General features: G+C 70.8%; 12 protein-coding genes. 1 reads left to right on the top strand and 11 read right to left on the bottom strand.

The genetic code is table 11. The features are described from left to right. Positions 1–7: 7 nt before the first annotated feature. From ACZ5RK_RS06285 to ACZ5RK_RS06270, 4 genes are all read right to left on the bottom strand, one after another. The gene (locus ACZ5RK_RS06285) at positions 8–385 is read right to left on the bottom strand and encodes a CBS domain-containing protein (protein ID WP_464908470.1); all 378 of its coding nucleotides are present in this window, start codon (positions 383–385) and stop codon (positions 8–10) included. 115 nt (positions 386–500) lie between these two features. Beyond that, on the bottom strand, positions 501–3,335 hold the full coding sequence (locus ACZ5RK_RS06280; RefSeq protein ID WP_464908469.1) for an AAA family ATPase: 2,835 nt from the start codon (positions 3,333–3,335) through the stop codon (positions 501–503). Continuing rightward, positions 3,310–4,431, bottom strand: coding sequence for a metallophosphoesterase family protein (locus ACZ5RK_RS06275; RefSeq protein ID WP_464908468.1), 1,122 nt, complete (start codon positions 4,429–4,431; stop codon positions 3,310–3,312). The genes ACZ5RK_RS06280 and ACZ5RK_RS06275 overlap by 26 nt, the downstream gene beginning before the upstream one ends. Before the next feature lie 53 nt (positions 4,432–4,484). Further along, positions 4,485–5,507, bottom strand: coding sequence for a YibE/F family protein (locus ACZ5RK_RS06270; RefSeq protein WP_464908467.1), 1,023 nt, complete (start codon positions 5,505–5,507; stop codon positions 4,485–4,487). 58 nt (positions 5,508–5,565) lie between these two features. Between ACZ5RK_RS06270 and ACZ5RK_RS06265 the strand changes: the two genes are divergently transcribed. Continuing rightward, positions 5,566–5,943: a zinc uptake transcriptional regulator gene (locus tag ACZ5RK_RS06265; protein ID WP_054647229.1), complete on the top strand. Its 378-nt coding sequence runs from the start codon at positions 5,566–5,568 to the stop codon at positions 5,941–5,943. On the opposite strand, the gene ACZ5RK_RS06260 is transcribed toward ACZ5RK_RS06265, so the two are convergent. The 7 genes from ACZ5RK_RS06260 to ACZ5RK_RS06230 form a co-directional block, all read right to left on the bottom strand. Beyond that, positions 5,925–6,329, bottom strand: coding sequence for a DUF4258 domain-containing protein (locus ACZ5RK_RS06260; protein WP_464908466.1), 405 nt, complete (start codon positions 6,327–6,329; stop codon positions 5,925–5,927). The genes ACZ5RK_RS06265 and ACZ5RK_RS06260 overlap by 19 nt on opposite strands. 58 nt (positions 6,330–6,387) lie before the next feature. Continuing rightward, positions 6,388–7,002, bottom strand: coding sequence for a ComF family protein (locus ACZ5RK_RS06255; RefSeq protein WP_464908465.1), 615 nt, complete (start codon positions 7,000–7,002; stop codon positions 6,388–6,390). Continuing rightward, on the bottom strand, positions 6,983–7,975 hold the full coding sequence (gene mtnA / locus ACZ5RK_RS06250) for an S-methyl-5-thioribose-1-phosphate isomerase (protein ID WP_464908464.1): 993 nt from the start codon (positions 7,973–7,975) through the stop codon (positions 6,983–6,985). The genes ACZ5RK_RS06255 and mtnA overlap by 20 nt, the downstream gene beginning before the upstream one ends. A 9-nt stretch (positions 7,976–7,984) precedes the next feature. Continuing rightward, positions 7,985–9,046 (bottom strand): PQQ-dependent sugar dehydrogenase, encoded by a 1,062-nt coding sequence (locus ACZ5RK_RS06245; RefSeq protein WP_464908463.1) that lies wholly within the window; start codon positions 9,044–9,046, stop codon positions 7,985–7,987. Between the two features lie 78 nt (positions 9,047–9,124). Further along, a complete protein-coding gene (locus tag ACZ5RK_RS06240; protein WP_054647228.1) occupies positions 9,125–9,697 on the bottom strand; it encodes a hypothetical protein in 573 nt (190 codons plus the stop codon). Between the two features lie 119 nt (positions 9,698–9,816). Continuing rightward, on the bottom strand, positions 9,817–10,848 hold the full coding sequence (gene tdh, locus ACZ5RK_RS06235) for an L-threonine 3-dehydrogenase (protein WP_464908462.1): 1,032 nt from the start codon (positions 10,846–10,848) through the stop codon (positions 9,817–9,819). A gap of 12 nt (positions 10,849–10,860) precedes the next feature. Beyond that, positions 10,861–18,858, bottom strand: coding sequence for a translocation/assembly module TamB domain-containing protein (locus ACZ5RK_RS06230; RefSeq protein ID WP_464908461.1), 7,998 nt, complete (start codon positions 18,856–18,858; stop codon positions 10,861–10,863). Between the last annotated feature and the right edge of the window lie 548 nt (positions 18,859–19,406).

Here is a 19,406-nt window from a genome sequence, read left to right as displayed (position 1 = left end):
TCCCGGATCAGAAGACGGCTTTGCGGAGGATGTCCGTCACCGAGACGATGCCCAGGACCTCCCCCTGGATCACCGGGGCGCGGCGGATGCCGGTGTTGGCGAAGAGGCGGGCCACGTACTCCACCCCCAGGTCCGGGTTCACGGTGATGACCGGCTTGGTCATGACCTCGTGGACCTGGACGGCGCTCGGGTCCCTGCCGTAGGCGATGACCTTGTAGACGATGTCCGTCTCGGTGAGGATGCCGTAGGCGTCCTCCTCGTGGCGGCGGTCCACGAGGAGGGCCCTGAGGCCCGTCTCCTTCATGAGGTTGATGGCCTCCTTCACCGTGGCCGAGCCCTGGATCATCACCACCTCGGTGGACATGATGTCCCTGGCCTTTTTCATGGCGCACCTCCTCGCCCATGGAAAGGACTTCTGGGCAAAACGAGAATACCTCCTCGGGGTAGGGGCCCTCCAGGGACAAACGCCCCGGGGCCCAGCCCCCGCCAGAGCGGGGTGCTCAAATCCATTCCACCCGGCTTCCCGAAGGGTGCTTGCGCACCCGAAGGCGGGCGGGGAGCCTTTCCGCCAGGGCCTCCACGTGGGTTACGATGCCCACCAGCCGCCCCCGGGTGGGGAGGGCCTCGAGGATCCCCGCCACCTGCTCCAGGGCCTCGGGGTCCAGGGTGCCGAAGCCCTCGTCCAGGAAGAGGGCCCCAAGACGCCCCCGGGAAAGCTCCTCGGAAAGGGCCAGGGCCAAGGCCAGGCTCGCCAGGAAGCTCTCCCCTCCGGAGAGGGTCTTCACCGGGCGCCCGGCCTCGGTCCAGAGGTCCAAGACCCAGTACTCGTCTTCCTGGACGCGCAGGCGGTACCGCCCCCCGGAAAGGGTGGAGAGAAGCCCATCCGCCCGCTCCACCAGGTGGCGTTGCCGGAAACTCAGAAGGTAGGTGGGGAAGTTGTTCCCCTGGAGGTCCCAGGCCAGCTTCTCCCAGAGGGCCATCTCCCGCACCACCTCCGCCAGGCGGGCCTCCAGGGCCCGTCTGCGCTGGAGGCCTTCCCGCAGGCTTTCCGCCCGGGCCTCCTTGGCGCCCATCTCCTTGCCCAGCGCCTGGAGCCCCTCCTCCACCGCCCGCAGGCCCTCCCGAAGCGCCTTCACCCGGGCCTCGGCCTCGGCGAGGGAGAGGGGAGGAAGGGGGCCCAGGGCCCCCAGGCCGGCCTCCACCTCGGCCCACTCCCTCTCGTGGGCCCGGACCCTCCCCTCCAGGGCCTCCCTCTCCCCCGGGGAGAGGACCAGGGCCCGGGCCTCCTCCTCGGGCATGAGGCCCTGCACCGCAGCCCGGGCCTCCTCCAGGGCCCGGGCCTGCTCCTCCCCACGGGCCCTCAGCCCGGAGAGCTCGCTTTGCGCCCGGCCGATTTGCTCCCTTAGGGCGTTCTGCTCCCCCTCCTTGGCCTCCAGCTCCCTGACCCTGGCCTCCAGGCCCTTCAGGTACCGCTCCACCCCGAGGCCCCCGGTCTTCCCCTCCAGGTAGCGGTGAAGCCCCGCCGCCAGAAGGGCCTTCTCCTCCTCGAGGGCGGAAAGCCTGGCCTCCACCTCCCCCAGGGTCCCCAGGCCCTCCCGGGCCACCCGGTCCTTCAGGGCCTGGACCTCGTCCGCCAGGGCCTTCACCCGGCCCTTCTCCTCCCTGTAGGCCTCCCGGAGGGCGGAAAGCCCTTGCTCCGCCTCCTTGAGCTTCCCTTCCAAGGCCTTGGGGTCCTCGGGGACGGGCCCGGGCCCGGCCTCCCCCACAAGGCCCCTCAGGGCCTCCCTCTCGGAGAGGAGGGCGCCCCGCAGGCGCTCCAGCTCCCCCAGCCGCCCCTGGAGCGCCTTCCTTTCCCCCTCCAGGTCCCGGGCGGGGGGCCTTTCCGGCAGGCGGTGCACCACCCCGCCGCAGAGGGGGCAGGGCTCCCCGGGGCGGAGGAGGTCGTGGTAGGCGAGAAGCCCCAGGCGGCGCTCCTCCTCCCTCAGGGCCTCCAGGGCTTCCCTTTTGGCCTCGGCCTCCTCTTCCAAGGCCAGAAGGGCCGCCTCCACCTGGGCCAGGCGGTGGGCTAAGGCCCCCCTTAGGCGCGCCCGCAGGCCCTCCACCTCCTCCCGCTGGGCCTTCCCCTTCTCCTCCAGCTCCCCCAGGGCCTCCTGGGCCCTCCTCAGGGCCTCCTCCCGCTCCGCAAGCCGCCTCAGGACCTCCAGGGCCCTCCCTAAGGAGGCCTCCTCCTCCAGGACCCGCTCCAGGGCCCCGGGGTCCAGGCGGGGGGAGGGGTGCTGGGGCGCGCCCACGAAGGCCTGGGCCACCCGCTTCCAGAGGGCCTCCAGGGCCTTGAGCTCCTGGTCCTCACGAAGCCTATCCCGGGCCTCCTTCAGGGCCTCGGGGTCAAAGCCCAGGTCCCGGAGCCGGGCCTCTAGGCCCCGGAGTTCCCCCTCCAGCCGGGCCAACTCCTCCTGGGTCTTCCGCAAAGCCTCTTCCCACCCCCGGTACCTCTCCCAAAGGGGCAGGGCCCGCGCCGCCTCCTCGGACCGGGCCAGGCGGTGGCGGAGCCCCTCTATCTCCTTGGACTCGGCCTCGAGGCGGGCCCTTCGCGCCTCCAGCCGGGACTTTTCCCGGATCTTCTCCAGAAGGCCCTCCGCCTCCTTAAGGGCCCTCTCCCCCTCCTTCCTTTCCCCCTCCAGGCGGGCTTTCTCCCGCCTCAGGGCCTCCAGCTCCGCTTCCAAGGCCTCCAGGGCCTCCTGCGTGGCCCCGGCCAGGGAGGAAAGCTCCCCCTCCAGGCGGTCCTTTTCCCCCTTGAGCCGTTCCCGCTCCTGGGCGGCCTTCTCCCTGGCCCTCTCCAGGCGCGAAAGCTCAAAGAGGTCCATAAGAAGCTGCCGCCTCTCCCTGGCCTCCCCCTTGAGGAAGCGGTCAAACTCCCCCTGGGGCAGGAGGAGGGCCCGGGTGAAGGCCTCGTAGGAAAGGCCCAAAAGCCCTTCCAAGGCCTCGTTCACCTTCTCCAGGGTCTCCAGGGGAACGAGCCTCTCCCCCGCCCCGAGCTCAAAGAGCCGGGCCTCGCTCCTCTTCCCCCGCACCCTCTCCACCCGGTACAGCCTCTCCCCCACGGCAAAGGTGAGGCGCACCCGGGCCTCGCTCTTGGCGGGGTGGACGAGGTCCCTGACGTTTCGCCCCACCCGGGGAACCCGGCCGTAGAGGGCGAAGGCGATGGCGTCCAAAAGGGTGCTCTTCCCGCTCCCCGTGGGGCCGGTGATGGCGAAAAGCTCTACCTCGGAGAAGTCCACCTCCTGCCTCTCCCGGTAAGGGCCGAAGCCCTCAAGCTCCAACTTCCAGGGCCTCACGCTCCACCTCGCGCAACACCTCCCCGAAAAGGGAGAGAAGGGCCTCTTCCTTGCGGTTCCGCTCCTCCAGGTAGCGGCCGTAGGCCTCCACCAGGCCGGGCTCAGGTCCCACCTCCCCCAGGCCTTCCTGCGGCTCCGAGAGGGCCTCCAAGGCCAGGAGGTGGGGAAGGTCCCGGTAAAACCGCTCCTTCTCCGCCGGGGAAAGCCTCCCCTCCACCACCAGGCGCAGGTAACCGGGGAAGCGCTCAAGCTCGGAAAACCTCCCGTCCAGCTCCTCCCTCTTCAGGCGGAAGGTCCTAAGGGGCTTCCCCCAGCGCTCCCGGATGGGGTGCACCCGGGGGGGCCCCGAGGGAGGGAGCTCCACCAGAAGCGCCCCCCTTTCCCCCTCCTCCCCCTCCCCGAAGTCCAGCTGCACCAGGCTTCCCGCGTACCAGGCCAGGGGGGCCTCCGAGACCTGCTGCTGGCGGTGGACGTGCCCCAGGGCCAGGTAACGGGCCCCCAAGGGGAGGACCGAGGGGGGCACGGCGTAGGAACCGGACAGGTGGAAGAAGAACTCCCCGCCCCCGGGCCTCACCCCCTCCAGGGCGAAGTGGGCCAGCATCAGGGGGCTTTCCAGGTTGGCCAGGACCCGCCGCATGGCCTCGGCGTAGGTGCGGTGGCGCTCCTCCGCCTCCTGCCACACCCGCCTCACCAGGACCCTCTCGGACACGAAGGGCACCAGGGCCGCGGCCAGCCCCTTGGCCTCCACCACCCCGCCCTCCTCCCGGAAAAGGAGCCTCCCCCTCACCACCGCCCCCGCCAGGGCCAGGAGGGGGGAGAGGGCCTCGAGGCGCTCCTTGGGGTCGTGGTTCCCGGCGATGACCAAGGCGGGCACCCCAAGCTCCCTAAGGCGCAGGAAGAACTCCACGGCATAGGCCTCGGCCTCGGCGGAAACCTGGGGCCGGTCAAAGAGGTCCCCGGCCACCACCACCAGGTCCACCCGCTCCTTGCGGACCACCTCCAAAAGGTCCTTCAAGGCCCCCCCGATCTCGGGAGTGCGGTCTATGCCCTTCAACACCTTTCCCAAATGCCAGTCGGCGGTATGCAATAGGCGCACGCCCCCATTGTAGGAGAACCCCCCCGGGCCCTGGCCCTGCGACACGAAGGCCTCTAATGAAAATGCCCCCGGTCCTCCGGGGCCTCCCCCCTTCCCCCCTGGAAGAACCCGGCCGCCACCAGGGTGGTGAGGGGAACCGCCAGGAGAAGCCCCAAGGAGCTTAGGACCATGGAGGCGATCTCGGCGGCGAAGGGCTCGGTGTTCAGGAGGAAGCGCAAGGGGGTGGGGTCCTTGGTGAGGAGGAGAAACAGGGGCAAGGAGCCCGCGGCGTAGGCCAGGACCAAGGTGTTCACCAGGCTTCCTATGTGGTCGTAGCCCACCTCCATTCCCCGGCGGTAGAGCTCGTAAAGCCCCAGGCGGGGGTTGGCGTGGCTTAGGGCCTGGACCACCGCCGCCTGGGTCACGCTCACGTCCGTGAGGGCCCCCAAAGCCCCCACCACCACCCCGGCCAGGAAGAGGGAGAGGAGGTCCACCCCGCCCCACTGGCGGAGGAGGAGGGCCTCCTCCGAGGCCAGCCCGGTGAAGCCCATGGCCCGGACGAAGAAGGCGCTCAAGAAGAGGACGAAGGCCACAGCGCCCAGGGTGCCGAGAAGGGCCGCCGTGGTCTTGCGGTTGACCCCGTGGACGAGGTAGATGGTGAAGAGGAGCACCCCCAGGCTCCCCAGAAGGGCGTAGAGCAGGGGGTTTCCCCCGGAGGCTACCCGGGGCACCACGAAGTAGACCACCACCAGAAGGCTCAGAAGGGTGCCAAGAAGCCCCCGCACCCCCTTGGCGCGGCCCAGGAGGGCCGCCATCAGGGCGAAGAGGCCCAAAAGCCCCAAAAGCCCGGGCATCCGGTCAGGCTCGGTCACGTAAAGCCTCCCTCCCTCACGGTAGAGGACCACCCGCATGCCCGCCCTAAAGCCCCCCCCGTCGGTGGGCAGGAGGGCCTCCCTCACCCCCTCCCGCACCTCCACCTGGGCCACGCCCCTCTCCCGGTCCAGACCGAGGATGCGCCCCAGGAGGTACTCCCCAGCCCCCTGGGCCCAGGCGGAGAGGGACCACAGGAAGAAGAACAGGGCCATAAGGGAACGCATGGGTCAACTGTATCGCAGGAGGATGAAAATTTCTTCTCAGATGGTTATCCTCCTAAGCATGGAGCGCTCCACCCGGCAGCGGCGGGCCATCCGGGAGGTCTTCCTGGAGACCGACCGCCCCCTCTCCCCCCAGGAAGTGCTGGAGCTGGCCCGCAAGAAAGTGCCTTCCTTGGGCCTGGCCACCGTCTACCGCAACCTGAGGAACCTCCAGGAGGAAGGCTTTCTGGTGCCCGTGGCCCTGCCCGGGGAGCCCCCGAGGTACGAGCGGGCAGGCCAGGCCCACCACCACCACTTCCTCTGCCGGGTCTGCGGCCGGGTGTACGAGCTCTTGGGGTGCGACCTGGCCCTCACCCACCTGCCCCCGGGCTTCCTGGCCGAGGCCCACGAGGTCACGGTCTACGGACGCTGTCCCCAGTGCTACTCCCGGGCGGGGTAGAGGTCCAAGGGTTTGGTCCAGCGCACCTCCTCGAGGGCCCCGTCAAAGCGCAGGATGGCGGCAAGCCGCCTTCTGGAGTAGACCCTGTAGGGGTCCTTGGGGATGAAGGCGGTGACGATGTCCACCTGGCGGGGGGTGGCGTACTCCAGAACCACGTGGAGGGGAAGCCGAAGCCTGGGGGGAAAGACCATGTAGCCCAGGACGAGCATCCTCTGGTCCTCGGGATAGATGGCGAGCTCCCTCCCCCACTCCAAGGCCCGGAGGACGTCCAGCTCCGTGAAGCCCTCCTGGAGCATGTGCCGGGCCACGTGGGGGCCCAGGCGGTAGCGGCCCTCTTTGAGGTGGGGAAGGAGGTCCGGGAGGCGGCGGAGGCGGGGCTTTTTCACGGGGAACCACCCCCTTGCGCCCCAGTCTAGGGGAAACCCCTTGTAAGGAATGTGCCCCTTACCGGTAAGGGCCCAAGGCCTCCGGGTCCCTCACGGCGATAAAGGCCCCGTAGACCCGGTCTGCCCCCGCCCTCTTTAGGGCCTCCTTGGCCCTCAGGAAGGTGGCCCCGCTGGTGAGCACATCGTCCACCAGAAGCCAGGCCCCCTCCACCCTAAGGGCGGGGGCAAAGAGGTCCCCTGGGAGCTTGTGGCGGGCCCTGCCCCTGGAGGGCTGGCTCGGGGCGTAGCGCACCCGGCGGATGGCCCTGCGGTAGGGGAGGCCGAGGAGGCGGGCCATCTCCCGGGCAAGGAGCTCAGGGGGGTTATAGCCCCGGAGGAGGAGCCGGGGAAGAAGGGTGGGCACCGCCGTGACCCCGTGGAGGGGCCAGCCCGCCTCCCGCACCCCTTCCGCCAAGGGAGCCGCAAGGAGGGGAGCGAGGCCGGAGCGCCTGCCGTACTTCAGGGCCCGCACCAACCCTCCCCTCAGGCCGTAGGGTCCCAGGTAGACCAACTCCTCCCGCACCCAGGGCCTAAGCCCCGCCCGGCAGGCGGCGCAAAGCAGGGGGCGGTCCAGCCTTCCCCCGCAGCCCGGGCAGGTGTGCCCAAGAAGCCCCTCAAGAAAGGCCCAGGGCATCCCTCAGCGCCTCGTCAAAGGGGGGGTAGAGCACCCCCTTTTCCGTGACGATGCCGGTGAGGTAGCGGTGGGGGGTCAGGTCAAAGGCCGGGTGGTAGGCGGGAAAGCCCTCGGGGGCGAGGCGCACCCCCCTTAGCTCCAGGACCTCCTCGGGGGGGCGCTCCTCAATGGGAATGCCCTTCCCGCTTGGGAGGCTTGGGTCCACGGAGGAGAGGGGCAGGGCGGCGTAGAAGGGGATGCCGTGGTGGTGGGCCAACACCGCCAGGGCGTAGGTGCCGATCTTGTTGGCGAAGTCCCCGTTCAGGGCCATGCGGTCCACCCCCACCACGACCGCGTCCACCTGGCCCCGCTGCATGAGGAACCCCGCGGCGCTGTCGGGGATGAGGGTGGCGGGGACCCCCGCCTTCATGAGCTCAAAGGCGGTAAGGCGGGCCCCTTGGAGGTAGGGCCTCGTCTCGTCCACCCAGACGTGGGTGACCCGCCCCTGGCGGTGGGCCTCGAGGATGGCCCCGAGGGCGGTGCCGAAGCCCCCCGTGGCCAAAGGCCCGGTGTTGCAGTGGGTGAGGACCTGGCCCCTCAAGACCTTCGCCCCGTGGCGGCTTATGGCCCTTTCCGTCTCCTCCACCTCGCGCCAGAGGGCCTTGGCCTCCTTTAGGCTCCCCTCTAGGTCCCCAAAGTGGGGGCGCATCCGGTCCAGGGCGTGGAAGAGGTTCACCGCCGTGGGGCGGCTTTGCCTCAGGAGGCGGTCCGCCTCCAGGGGGTCCTCCCCCCTTAGGTGGGCCAGCACCACGCCGAAGGCCGCCGAGACCCCGATGGCCGGAGCCCCCCGCACCACCATGGCCCTTATGGCCTCGGCCATCTCCCTGGCGGTGCGCACCGGCACCCAGGCCTCCTCGAGGGGAAGCCGCCTCTGGTCCAGAAGCCAGAAGACCCCCTCCTCCTCGTCAAAGCGGAAAGGCAGGATCCGCTCCACGCCCTAAGCCTAAAGGAGGCGGAGGAGTTTGTCGTCCTTGGGACGCACCTGGCCCCGGCCGTCCCGGTTGGAGGTGGTGACGTAGAGGGCGTGATCGGGGCCGAGCTGCACCTCCCTGAGGCGGCCGAAGCCGGAGAGGGCGGTCTCCACCCGCAAAACCCGCCAGTTTCCCCTTTCCCCCTCCAGGACGAGCCTCAGGAGGGCCTGCCCCCGGAGGCCCGCCACGTAGAGGTCCCCCCGGAAGAAGGCCAGGTTCCCGGGGGGAAAGCCCTGGGGCCAGAAGTAGAGGGGGTCGCGGTAGCGGGGGTCGTTCCTTCTTCCCACCACCCTGGGCCAGCCGTAGTTCCCCCCGGGAACGACCACGTTCACCTCGTCGTGGCCAAAGCCCTGCTCCCCGCTCGGCCCGTGCTCGCTCAGGAAGAGCTCCCCCGTCCTGGGGTGCCAGGCAAGCCCTTGGGGGTTGCGGTGGCCGTAGCTGTAAACCTCGGGCCTCGCCCCCCTTCGCCCCAGGAAGGGGTTTCCGGGGGCGGGCTCCCCCTCCGGGGTGAGGCGGAGGACCTTCCCCCCCAAGGAGGCCAGGTCTTGGGCGAGCTCCCGCTCGTAGGCCTCCCCCGTGGTCACGTAGAGCATCCCGTCCGGGCCGAAGGCGATGCGGCCCCCCGAGTGGAGGCCGTGGGGGCGGGCGGGGATGCCGTCCAGGACCACCCGGTCCAGTACCCCCCTCTCCCCCAGGTGCCTAAGGCGCACCACCTGGTTCCTCAGGCCCCCCTCTTCCACGGTGCGGTAGGCGTAGACGTAGGGCTCCCGGGGAAACCTGGGGTGGAGGGCAAGGCCCAAAAGCCCAGACTCCCCCCGGGGGTAGACGGGTAGCTCGGCGTAGGTGGAAAGCCTTCCCTCCCTAAAGAGCCGGATCCTCCCGGGCCTCTCCGAGATCAGAACCCCCCCGTCCGGCAGGAAGGCCAAGGCCCAGGGGACCTCGAGGCCCCCCACCACCTCCTCGGCCCTCAAGCCCTGGGCCCGGGAAAGTCCCAGGCCCAGAAGCCCCCAAAGAAGCCGCCTCCGGCTCAGCATAGCCCCTCCTTAAGGAAGAGGCTACCCCAAAGCGAGGCCCCGCCCTTGGGGCGGGGCCCACGTCCCTAGAGAAGGCCCCTACGGACGCACCGTCCCGGAAAGCCGGAGGAGGAAGCGCTCGGTCTGGTAGCGTACCGTGGCCTCCTGGGAGCTGGTGGCGTCCCCGGAGATCCTGGCCCCCACGTAGAAGGTGCCGCTTTGCAGGGCCTGGACCTGGGCGGGTGTGGCCTGGGCCTGCCCCTCCACGCACACCGCCCCCGTGGAGAGGGCCGAGACCTCCTTGGTGCCCTCGGCCAGCTTGTTGGCGTCCTGGAAGAGCGTCCCCCCATCCCCGCCCAGGTAGGCGGTGTAGACCACGCTCCCCTGGAAGCTCGCCCCCGGCGTCTCCGAGGTGAAGCACACCTTGTAGTCCAGGGTAGCCCCCGTGAGGTTCACCCTGCTGTCGGGGGTGTAGCGGATCTCCACGGGGCCCACCGTCTTGGGGTTGGGGCTGATCCCCCCCTGCCCCACCGTGAAGGTTCCCGAGAGGTCCGTAAAGTTCAGGACGTTGATCTCGTAGTTGAAGGGCACGCTGCAGGCGGCAACCCCTAGAAGGAGCCCTACCCAGAGCCAGCCCCTAGCGAGAAGCCCGTATCCCTTGCCCTTACGCATACTGCCTCCTTTCCGGGACCCCTATGGTCCCTATCCCCATTCTCCATCAGGGGGGCTTACAAAAACCTTAACGGGGGAGGGGGGCCACGCCCCCTCTCCCCCGAACCGAAATAGCCGCCTCAGGCCTTGGGGTCCAGGATCACCTTCACCGCCTGGCCCGAGGCCAAAAGGCCGAAGGCCTCCCGGTAGCGGCTTAAGGGGAGGCGGTGGGTGAGGAGGGGCGTAAGGTCCACCCTCCCCGAGTAGACCAGGGCGGTGCCCTGCATCCAGGTCTGCCAGAGCCTCCTCCCCGCGATGCCAAAGGCGGTGATCCCCCGCATGACAAGCTCCCCCGCCAGGTCAAAGCGGATGGGGTCGGAAGGGATCCCCAAAATCCTCGCCTCGCCCCCGGGGATGAGGGCCATGAGGCCCTGGTGGATGGCGGTCTCGTTCCCGCTGAACTCCAAAAGCACCTCCACCCCGCTCCCCGTGACCTCCCGCACCACCTTTAGGAGGTCCTCCTCCAGGGGGTTCACCAGGCGGTCGGCGTAGGGCTTGGCGAAGGCCAGGCGGTAGGGGTTGGGGTCGGAGACCAGGATGGGCCCGGCCCCGCTCGCCCGGGCCACCATGGCCGCCATGAGGCCGATGGGCCCCGCCCCCGTGATGAGGACGCTCTTCCCCGAGACCCCGCTTCCGGCGTAGACGGTGTGCACGGCGTTGCCGAAGGGTTCCAGGATGGCCGCCACATCGAAGGGGAGGTCCTTGGGGTTCACCCAGGCGTTTTCGGCGGGCACGAGGGCGTACTCGGCGAAGCCCCCGTCCCGGTCCACGCCCAGGATCTTCGTGTTCAGGCAGACGTGGTAGTTGCCCGTGCGGCAGGCGGGGCAAGTGTGGCAGACCACGTGGCTTTCCAGGCTCACGTGGTCCCCCACCTGGGGGCGCCTCACCCCGGGGCCCACGGCCTCCACCACCCCGCTGAACTCGTGGCCAGTGATGAGGGGCGGGCGGATCCTGCCCCTCGCCCAGGCGTCCCACTTCCAGATGTGGAGGTCGGTGCCGCAGATGCTCGCCGCCTCCACCCGCACCAGGACCTCCCCGGGGCCCGGCTCGGGCACAGGGCGGTCCACCAGGGTTAGGCCCTCCTCCGGGGCCAGCTTGGCCAAAGCGCGCATACCGGGGCCATGCTACCACCGGTAGGCCGCGCCCACGCTGAAGCGGGTGGCGTCGTTGGCCTCGAGGGCCAGGGTCAGGCCCAGGGCCTGGGTGAGGTCGTAGCCCAGGGCGAAGCTGAAGCGGGCAAGCCTCCCGTCCCCCGGCAGGAAGGTGGAGGAGAGGGTGAAGGTGAGGCCGTCCCTCCGGTACTGGGCGGAGAAGGTCTGCTCCCCCCGGAGGTCCACCTCGTAGCCCAGGAAGAGCTCCGGGCTCAGGTACTTGCCCACGGAAAAGCGGGTGGCCTCCAGCTCCCCGCCCTGGAAAAGGGGCACCTGCACCTGGAAGCGGTCCAGGCCCAGGGCGCGGGAGAGCTCCCGCTCAAGCTGGCCCAGCACCAGGTTCTCCAAGGCCGCCCCCAAGGCCGCCTGGGGCAGGGTTTCCCCAAGGCGGGCCACGTCCGGGGTCCCCAGGGTGAGGAGGGCGTAGATCTCGGGCTCCGTGAGGGGGGGCTCGGAGGTGAAGTGGGGCTCGAGGCGCACCTTGACCCGGCCGTTTTCCCGGAGGAACTCCCCCTTGGCCTCGAGGAACACCTTGTAGCCCCGGGTTTCCGCCTGGGCCCTCAGGGCGAACTCCGGGAGGATGCCCCGGTCTGGCCGGAAGCGGAGGAAGCTCGCGGTGGGGTCCAGGGCGAAGAGGCTTTCCCAGAGCCGGAAGTTCCCCCAGAGGGCCTGGACCTCCCCGGTGAGGAAGGGGTCCTGGTAAGTCCCGCCCAGGTAGACCTCGCCCCTGAGCTCCCCCTGGGCCAGGCTCTCCTGGACCAGGATGCCCCTTTCCGCATAAAGGCGCACGCCGTCAAAGAAGAGGGGCAGGGAGGCCCGGGCCTCCCCCACCGCCACCCCCTCCTTGAGCTGGCGCTGGCTTCCCTCGGGCAAGGCCAGGCGGGCCCTCACCACCTCGGCGTTCCCCGTGAGGTGGTAGGCGCCCTTCTCCTCGTAGAGGAAGAAGCCCTTGACGTCCAGGAGGCCCTCCTGCAGGTAGTACTGCGGGTAGTAAAGGGGAAGGCGGCCGTACCCGGCGAGGCGCAGGGGGAAGAGGGTGCCTTGGACCTCGGCCTCCCCCAGGCGGACCTCCACCCCGTAGGTGGGGTAGCGGAAGGCCACCTGGGCGGGGGTATCCTCCTTGAGCCCGGGGAGGGAGACCGCCCCTTGGGCGGTCACGCGGAAGTCGCCGAGGCTTCCCTCGAGGCCAAGCCGCCCCCGGCCCGGGAAGGGGGCGCTCAGGACCAGCTCCCCCTCCGCCTCCGCCCCCCCGTTCAGGGCCAGAAGCCCCTTGGGCAGGTAGCCCGCCACGGGCCCCAGGCGGAAGCGGAAGTCCTGAAAGGCGAGCTGGAAACCGTCCCGCCTGAGCCGGGCGAGGAGGGTTCCCGAGGCCTCGGGCCGGTAGGGTTTGAGGGCGGGCACCACCTGGAGCACGGGGGTGAAGACGGTGTCCCTCAGGTTCAGATAGAGGTCGCTCCCCTCGGGGCTCCAGTACCCCCCACCCTCCCAGGAGCCCTTGCCGGAAAGGCGGAGGTAGTCCACGTAAAGCCTCTTCTCCCGGTAGCGGAAGGCCGCCCTTCCCCTGAGCTCGTCCCCCCCTCCCCGGAAGACCAGGCTCTCCCCCACCAGCACCCCCTCCCCCGAAAGGGGCTCGGCCAGGGGAAGGCGGAGGCGCACCTCCCCCGTCCAGTAGGCCTCCCCCTCCAGGGGCCCCGCCACCCCTTGCAGGAGGAGGTGCAGGGGGAAGGCCCGGGGGGAGGCCCTTAGGTCCAGCCTGCCCGCCTCGAGGTCCAGCCGGAAGGGGGTTTCCCCAAGCCTCCCCTCCCCCCGCAAAAGCCCTGCCCCCAGGGCCCCCTGGAAGCGGAAGGGCAGGGAGGTCCCCGCCGCCTCCACCCGGCCCTGCACCTGGCCCTGGGCCTCCGACCCCCGGAGGACGAGCCTTCCGGAAACCCTCCCCTGGAGATAGGGGGCGTAGCGGCCCAGGAAGTCCTCCAGGGCCGCCTCCTCCAGGAGGAGCTCCCCCTCCAAGGGGAGGAGCCGCCCCTTGGCCTGGAGGCGCCCCACACCCCCCACCAGGGTCCCCTCCACCCGGTAGCCCTCCCCCCCTATCCGGCCCTGGAAGCGGCTTTCCAGGGGGGGAAGGGGAAGGTCCAGGCGCAGGTCCCCGGAGGAAGGGTAGCGGAGAAGCCCCTCCACGTAAGGCCCCTCCGCCCGCAAGGTGGCCTCCAGGAGCCTTCCCTCCAGGGCCAGGGTCTGGGGGCCCGCCCGGTAGCGGAGGCGGTAGGTCCCGGCAAGTCCCACCTCTCCCTCGAGCCTCCCCGCCCCCGCCACCCACCAGGGGTAGGCGGGGTGCTCCCCCGAAAGGCCCACCCGGTCCCCCTCCCCCAGGAGGACGAGGGCGAAACCCCCGAGGTCCAGGGCAAGCCTCCCCTCCACCCTCCCCCCCCGGTAGCGGAGCCCGCCCTCCCCCTTGGGGCTGGTGAGGTCCAGGGCCAGGTCCCTAAGGCCAAGCCTCCCCTCCAGGGGAAGCCCCACCCCCGGGACCCGGTAGGCCAGGCGCAGGGCCTCCCCTTCCCCCGAAACCCCAAGGCTCCCCAATAGCCTCGCCTCCCCCTCGGCCTCCCGGCGGAGGAGGTCTACCCGCAGGCCCCCCACCTGCAAAAGGGGCCAGGAGAGGCGCACCCGCTCCCCCAAAACCTCCCCTTCCACCTGGGGCAGGCCCCGGCCGGAAAGGGCCAGGACCCCCCCGGGGAAGGCCAGCCGGCCCTCCCAGGCCTCCCGCCAGGCCACCTCCCCCTCCAGGTCCCCAAAGAAGGCCAGGCGCAGGCCTTCCCTTCCCCAGACCCCCGTGGCCCTGGCCTCCCGCCCAAAGGCGGAAAAGACCCCCTCCAGGGCCACCCCCGACCAAGGCCCCTGGGCCTTCCCCGTGAGGGCCAGGGGCCCGTAGCGGAAGCCCGAGAAGGCCAGAAAGACCCCCCCGGGCCCCACCTCTCCCCTAAGCCCTTCCCCCTCCACCGCCACCCGGAAGCCGGGGAGGCCCATAAGGCCAAGCTCCACCTCCCCCAGGCGGTACCTCCCGGAAAGCCAGGCCCCGGGGTAAAGGCCCTCGGCGGAAAGCTCCCCCAGGCCCCGGGGCAAGGGGCCCTGGTAGCGGTAGGCCAGGCGGAAGGGAAAGAGGTCCAGCCTCCCATTAAGGGGCAGGCCCTCCCCCAGAAAGTCCAGGCCCAATCCCCGCCCCAGAAGGCGGAGGCCCCCGTAAGGGGTGGACACCCCGCCCTCCCCGGCCACCTCCCCCAGGTAGCCCTCCCGGGCAACGTAGCGATAAGCTCCCCTGAAGGCCACCTCCCCGTAGGCCAGATCCCCCTCGAGCCCCGCCCTAAGCCCCGGGCAGGGCCCCAGGGGTGGGGGCAGGCAGAAGCTCCCTTCCACCTTCCCCTTCCAGGCCTCCTCCCCCTCCAGGTCCAGGGTGCCCCGGGCCAGGTCCACCCTTCCCCTAAGCCCCCCGCCCGGCAAGGGGTAGTGGAGGGCCAAGGCCCCCGAAAGCCCCCCCTGGTAGCGGGCCTCCCCCTGGAGGTGGGGGCCGAGGAAGGTGAGGGCAAGCCCCTCCCCGTAGCGGAGGTGGAGGGCCTCCCCCAAGACCTCCCCGGAAAGCTCCGCCCTAAGGGGCCAAAGCCCCACCTCCCCGGCCATCCTCCCCTCCCTCCCCTCCAGGGCCACCCAGAGGGGCGCGTCCCAGGGGCCTTCCCCCTGGGCCTTGAGGCGCACGGGCAGGCCGAAGGGGGTGAGGTCCCGGTCCAGCCTCAGGGAAAGGTGCCCCTCCCTCAGGGCCAGATGGAACCCCTCGGCCTCCCCGAAAACCTCCAGCCCGGCCCCCCCGGGGCGGTAGGCGAAGCGGAAGGGCAGCCCCACCAGGGCCCCCTCCCCCTCCAGGGCCAGGGGGGAAAGGCTTCCCGCAAAGCGGGCCTGGGCCTCGAGGCGGGCCTGGCCCAAGGCGTGGGCGTAGCGGCCCTCCCCCGATAGGCTTAGGCCCTCCAGGGAGGCCTCCGCCTCCAGCTTCCCCGGGAGGCCCTCGCCTTCCAGACGAAGCCGCAAGGGCCCCTTCCCCTCCCCAAAGAGGGCCAAGCCCCTCCCCTGGGCCTCCAGGGTGCCCCGGTACCCTTGGGGCCCGTAGGCGAGGTCGGCCACCACCTGGAGGCCCAGGACCTCCCCCCTCCCCTTGGCCCAAAGGTCCAGGCTCCCCCCATACCGGGCGCCCAAGGCCAGGGGGGCCTCCCAGCGGGCCTCCACCCGGCTCCCCTCGCCCTTAAGCCAGAAGGGCCCCTCCTGCTCCAGGTAGCGGAGGCCCTTGAGCTGGCCCTCCAGGAGGTAGCGGCCTCCCTGCCAGGAAAGCCGGGCCCGGCCCTCGGCGTAGCCCGAGGCGTGGCGCACCTCCCCTTCGCCCCTTAAGGCGGGAAGGTCCAGCCGGGCGGAGAGGAGGGTCTCCCCCAAGGGCGCTTGAGCGTAGCGGGCCCGAAGGTCCAAGGCCTCCAAGGGCCCCGAAAGCGCCACCTCCACCCCCCGGTAGGCGAAGCGCCCTTCCGCCTCCCCCTGGGGAAAACCCCGGAAGCGGAGGGAGCCCTCTCCCCGGAGCCCGCCCAGGCCCCGGACCTCCCCCGTCTTCCAGTCCCAGGCCAGGCCCGCCTCCCTCCCCGGCAGGAAGACCTCCAAAAGCCTGCCCCGGTAGGTGGCCTCCAGGGCCTCCTCCCCGTAGCGCAGGGAGGCCCTTCCCTCCCCCTCGCCCCGGAGGGAAACCCGGGCCTCCACCCCGCCCTCCAGGGGAACCCCCAAGGCCTTGGCCAAGGGGGCCACCTCCCAGAGGTTCAGGAGGACCTCCTCCCCCGCCAAGGCCACCTCCCCCCCCTCGTAGCGGAGGCTCAGGGAAAACCCTTCCCCGTACCCCCCCTGGAAGGCGAAGGGAAGCCCCGCCCACACCCCCTCCCCTTCCCCGTGGAGGCGGAGCCCCTCCCCCTGGAACCTCCCCGAAACCCTTCCCTCCCTGCCCAGGAGGGCCAGGGGCAGGTCCAGGCTCCCCCGGTAGCGCCCCCCTTCCCCTTCCAAGGACACCGGCCCCTGGAGGCGGTACCCCACCCCCCCCTCGGTCCAGACCTCCCCCCGGAAGGGAACGGGCCCCAAATAGGGCACCCGGGCCTCCCCCGCCACCCGGAAGCGCAGGGCCCGCCAGGGGCCGCCCCCCTCCCCTTGGGCCTCCACCTCCACCCCCCCCTGCCGGTAGTGGGCGCGGAAGGCCAGGGCGGCCCCCAGGGGGGAGGCCGTCCCCTCCCCTTCCAGGTAGGGGCCAAGGAGGCGCACCCTGGCCCTGAGGAGCTCCTCCCCCCAGAGGGAGGCCTCCCCGTAGGGGCTTTCCAGCCGAAGCCTCCCCCCCCTCGTCCCCCAGGTGCCCCGGGCCTTTAGGGGAAGGCCCAAGGGAGAAAGGTCATACCCCTCCGCCTGCAGGAGGAGGGCAAGCCCCTCCCCGTAACTTCCCATGACCCTAAGCCCGGGGGCCTGGCCCAGGAGGCGCCCCTTAAGGCCCGCCCCCGTTAGGTCCAGGCGGAGGGCCGCCCGGGGCCAGACCGCCTCTCCCCCGTAGCGGAGGCCGGGGAGGTCCGCCCTCCCCCGGAAGCGCCAGGGCCCGAGAAGGGGCACCTCCCCCTCCCCGGCCAGGACCAAGCCGCCCCAGGGCCCCCTTCCCTCCAGGGCCCCGTACCGGGTCTCCAGGCGGAAAAGGCCCCCTTTTAGGTCCCCCTCCCCCCAAAGCCTCCCCTCCTCCCCCCGGTAGCGGAAGGGGAGGGCCAGGCGGAAGGCCCCCTCGGGGAAGGCCACCCGCCCCACCCCGGGGAGGTCCAGGGTCCTTCCCTCCAGGCGGAAGGCCAAGGGGGGAAGCTCCAGGCCCTGGGGAAGGGGCGGGGTCAGCCGGCCCCGCACCCGGAGTGCGGGGAAGACCTCCCCTTCCCCCTCCACGGGCCCCAAAAGCCTGAGGAGAAGCCGCCCGCCCTCCCCCCGGAAGCGGCCTTCCAGCCCGTAGGGCCCCCGCACCCGGGCCCATCCGGAAAAGCCTTGGCCGAAGGCCAGGTCCGCCCGGAGGGCCCAGGGGCCTAGGTCCGCCTCCCCCTCGAGGCGCAGGGCCTCCCGGTAGGTGAGGGTGAGGCCCTGGCCCCGGAGGAGGAGGCCCTCCCCAAGCTCGTAGCGCCCGGAAAGGGGAAGCTCCCCCAAGGGGGTAAGGAGGCGCCCCTCCAGGTCCGCCCCCAGAGGGCGGAGGGTTCCCACGAGGTCCAGGTAGCGCCCCGCCAGGCGGAGCCTGCCCGAAAGGGCCCCTTCCCGGTAAAGGGCCTCCCCGGAGAGGACCAGGGTGTCCAGGGCCCGGACGGGAAGCCCCGTAAACCTTAGGGCCAAGGCCCCGCCCCGGTAGCTTCCCTCCCCGTAAGGGCTATAAAAGCGAAAGCCCGCCCCCTCCTGGCGCACGGAGAGGGGAAAGGCGGCGTAGGGGGAGGTGTAGCGGAGGTCGGCCCTAAGGCGGCCTCCCCGCAGGCGGCCCTGGCCCTGAAGGCGCCCCACCACCAGGGAGGCCGGGCGCAGGGAAAGGCCCAGGTCCCCCCAGGAGCCCTCCAGGGCCAGAGGCCCCAGGGCCCCCCGGACCAGGCTTCCTTCCCCCGCCACCTCCCCCGAGAGGTCCAAGGGCCGGAAAAGGGGAAGGCGGACCCCAGGGCTTTGCACCCAAAGCCGCCAGCGCCCCCCCTCCCCCCGGAAGGCCACCCTCGCCAGGCCCTCCAGGGGCCTGGGCCAGGCGGCGAGGCCCTCTCCCCGGACCCGGGCCCCTTTCCCAAAGAGCCCGAGGGCGCTCCCCAAGGAGTCTTGGTACCGGAGGCGGTAGCCCCCGCCCTTCAGGTCCAGGGCCAGGGCGTAGGTGCGGTCAAAAAGGCGCCCCTCGGCCTCCGCCCCCAGGGCGAAGACCCGGTCAAAGGAAAGCCGTCCCCGGTGGCGGAAAGCCTCCCCCAGGAAGCGCCCCTCCCCCTGGAAGCGCCCCCTTAGCCGCACCTCGGCCCAGCCCTCCCCCTCCAGGAAGAGCGCCCCGTCCCCCTCCACGGGCAGGTTCAGGTGGAAGTGGCGGGCCAGGGCGGGAAGTTTCGGGCGCCCCTCCAGCTGGAAGCGGTAGCGCTCGGCCTTCAGGTCCACCTCCCCCGTGGCCCAAAGGGGCCCCTCGAGGCCCACCCCCTGAAGCCTGGCCTCCACCCGGTCCTCCCGGAAGGCCACCTCCCCCTTGACCCCGGTGAGGAGGAAGCCCACCAGCTCCACCACCCCGCCCTCTACCCGGTTCTCCCCCTCCAGTCCTCCGGGCCCAAGGCGCCAGCTCCCCCAGAGCCTGCCCCCTTTCAGCCCCTCGTAGAAGAAGGAAAGCCCCCGCACCTCTCCCTGGTAGCGCACCTCCCAGGCGGAGAGGTCCGGGGCCAGGGCCCTGGCCTCCCCCTGGAAGCTCCCCCCGGGGAGCCGGGCCACGAAGGTATAGGGGTTTTCCCCCAGTAGGGTGAGGCGGACGGGAGGCAGAAAGAGCCTTTCCCCCTTGGGAAGCTCCACCTGGGTCTCCTCCAAACGGAGTTGCCGGAAGACCACCCGGATGGCGGGGGGAGGCCCCGGTTTCTCCGGGATCAAGGCCTCCCAGGTGGGCCGGACCTTAGCCCCCCTTACCACCAGGGATACGGGAAGCTCCTTGCGAAGAAGTCCCAATAGATCATAGCCCAGGCGCACCTCCTCCGCCTCGAGGGCAAGCCCTTCCCCCTTAAGCACCACCCCCCTTAAGCGCAGCCCCAGGAGGAGGTGCCCCCTCACCTCCTGCACCTGGCCCTTAAAGCCCGCCAGAACCAGGCCCCGCTCCACGGCAAGACGCAAAAGGGAAGGCCAGGCCAAAAGGAGGAGGAGCAGGGCGAACCCCAGGAGGAGGAGAAACCCCCGCCGCATCCCTATTAGCATAGGCACCGGAGATGAAAACCGCGTGGCAAGGAGGGTGACGACTCCCCGCTCTAAAGAGCAGGGCTACAAGATACGGGCTACGCCCGTGACCACGGTTCGTGTAGAGCATTTACTGCCACCACAATCCCCGCAGGCTCCGCCTAAGCCTTTGCCAGGATGTTCTGTGCGGCCGCTATGTCCCGGTAAAGGAAAAATCGCCCTGTACCCAGAAGTGCCTTCCGCGTATTTAGCCTTAGGAGGAGGTATACGCCTTACAAAGCCTGTTCTAGACCTCTTCTTCCCCCAAGGGGAAAACCACATGTCCCCCGAGGAAGCCTTACATGAAGCCCTGCTCCTTTGGGGGGATGAGTGGACAGACCCCCTGGGTGAAGCTGTCCGAACACTTTAGCCAGCAGGCTGACAAGCCCGTAGGCGGCATTGGTCTTCACTGTCGGGGTGGCTCTCCCAGGACCAGGTAGATGCGCAATCCGCTGGGTGCCCTGGGGTCTTCCCTGACATACAGGTACCTGGAGGGGTCGTTCTCAATCTCCCTCGTA

This window comes from Thermus kawarayensis JCM 12314, assembly GCF_055393575.1.
This window is presented reverse-complemented; position numbering and strand designations above follow the sequence as displayed.

What these genes read in the sequence shown, in the direction of transcription:
- ACZ5RK_RS06240 (WP_054647228.1), bottom strand. Translation starts at nt 9,697, where the DNA reads ATGCGTAAGGGCAAGGGATACGGGCTTCTCGCTAGGGGCTGGCTCTGG.
- ACZ5RK_RS06245 (WP_464908463.1), bottom strand. Translation starts at nt 9,046, where the DNA reads ATGCTGAGCCGGAGGCGGCTTCTTTGGGGGCTTCTGGGCCTGGGACTT.
- ACZ5RK_RS06270 (WP_464908467.1), bottom strand. Translation starts at nt 5,507, where the DNA reads ATGCGTTCCCTTATGGCCCTGTTCTTCTTCCTGTGGTCCCTCTCCGCC.
- ACZ5RK_RS06230 (WP_464908461.1), bottom strand. Translation starts at nt 18,858, where the DNA reads ATGCGGCGGGGGTTTCTCCTCCTCCTGGGGTTCGCCCTGCTCCTCCTC.
- ACZ5RK_RS06285 (WP_464908470.1), bottom strand. Translation starts at nt 385, where the DNA reads ATGAAAAAGGCCAGGGACATCATGTCCACCGAGGTGGTGATGATCCAG.
- ACZ5RK_RS06265 (WP_054647229.1), top strand. Translation starts at nt 5,566, where the DNA reads ATGGAGCGCTCCACCCGGCAGCGGCGGGCCATCCGGGAGGTCTTCCTG.
- tdh (WP_464908462.1), bottom strand. Translation starts at nt 10,848, where the DNA reads ATGCGCGCTTTGGCCAAGCTGGCCCCGGAGGAGGGCCTAACCCTGGTG.
- ACZ5RK_RS06255 (WP_464908465.1), bottom strand. Translation starts at nt 7,002, where the DNA reads ATGCCCTGGGCCTTTCTTGAGGGGCTTCTTGGGCACACCTGCCCGGGC.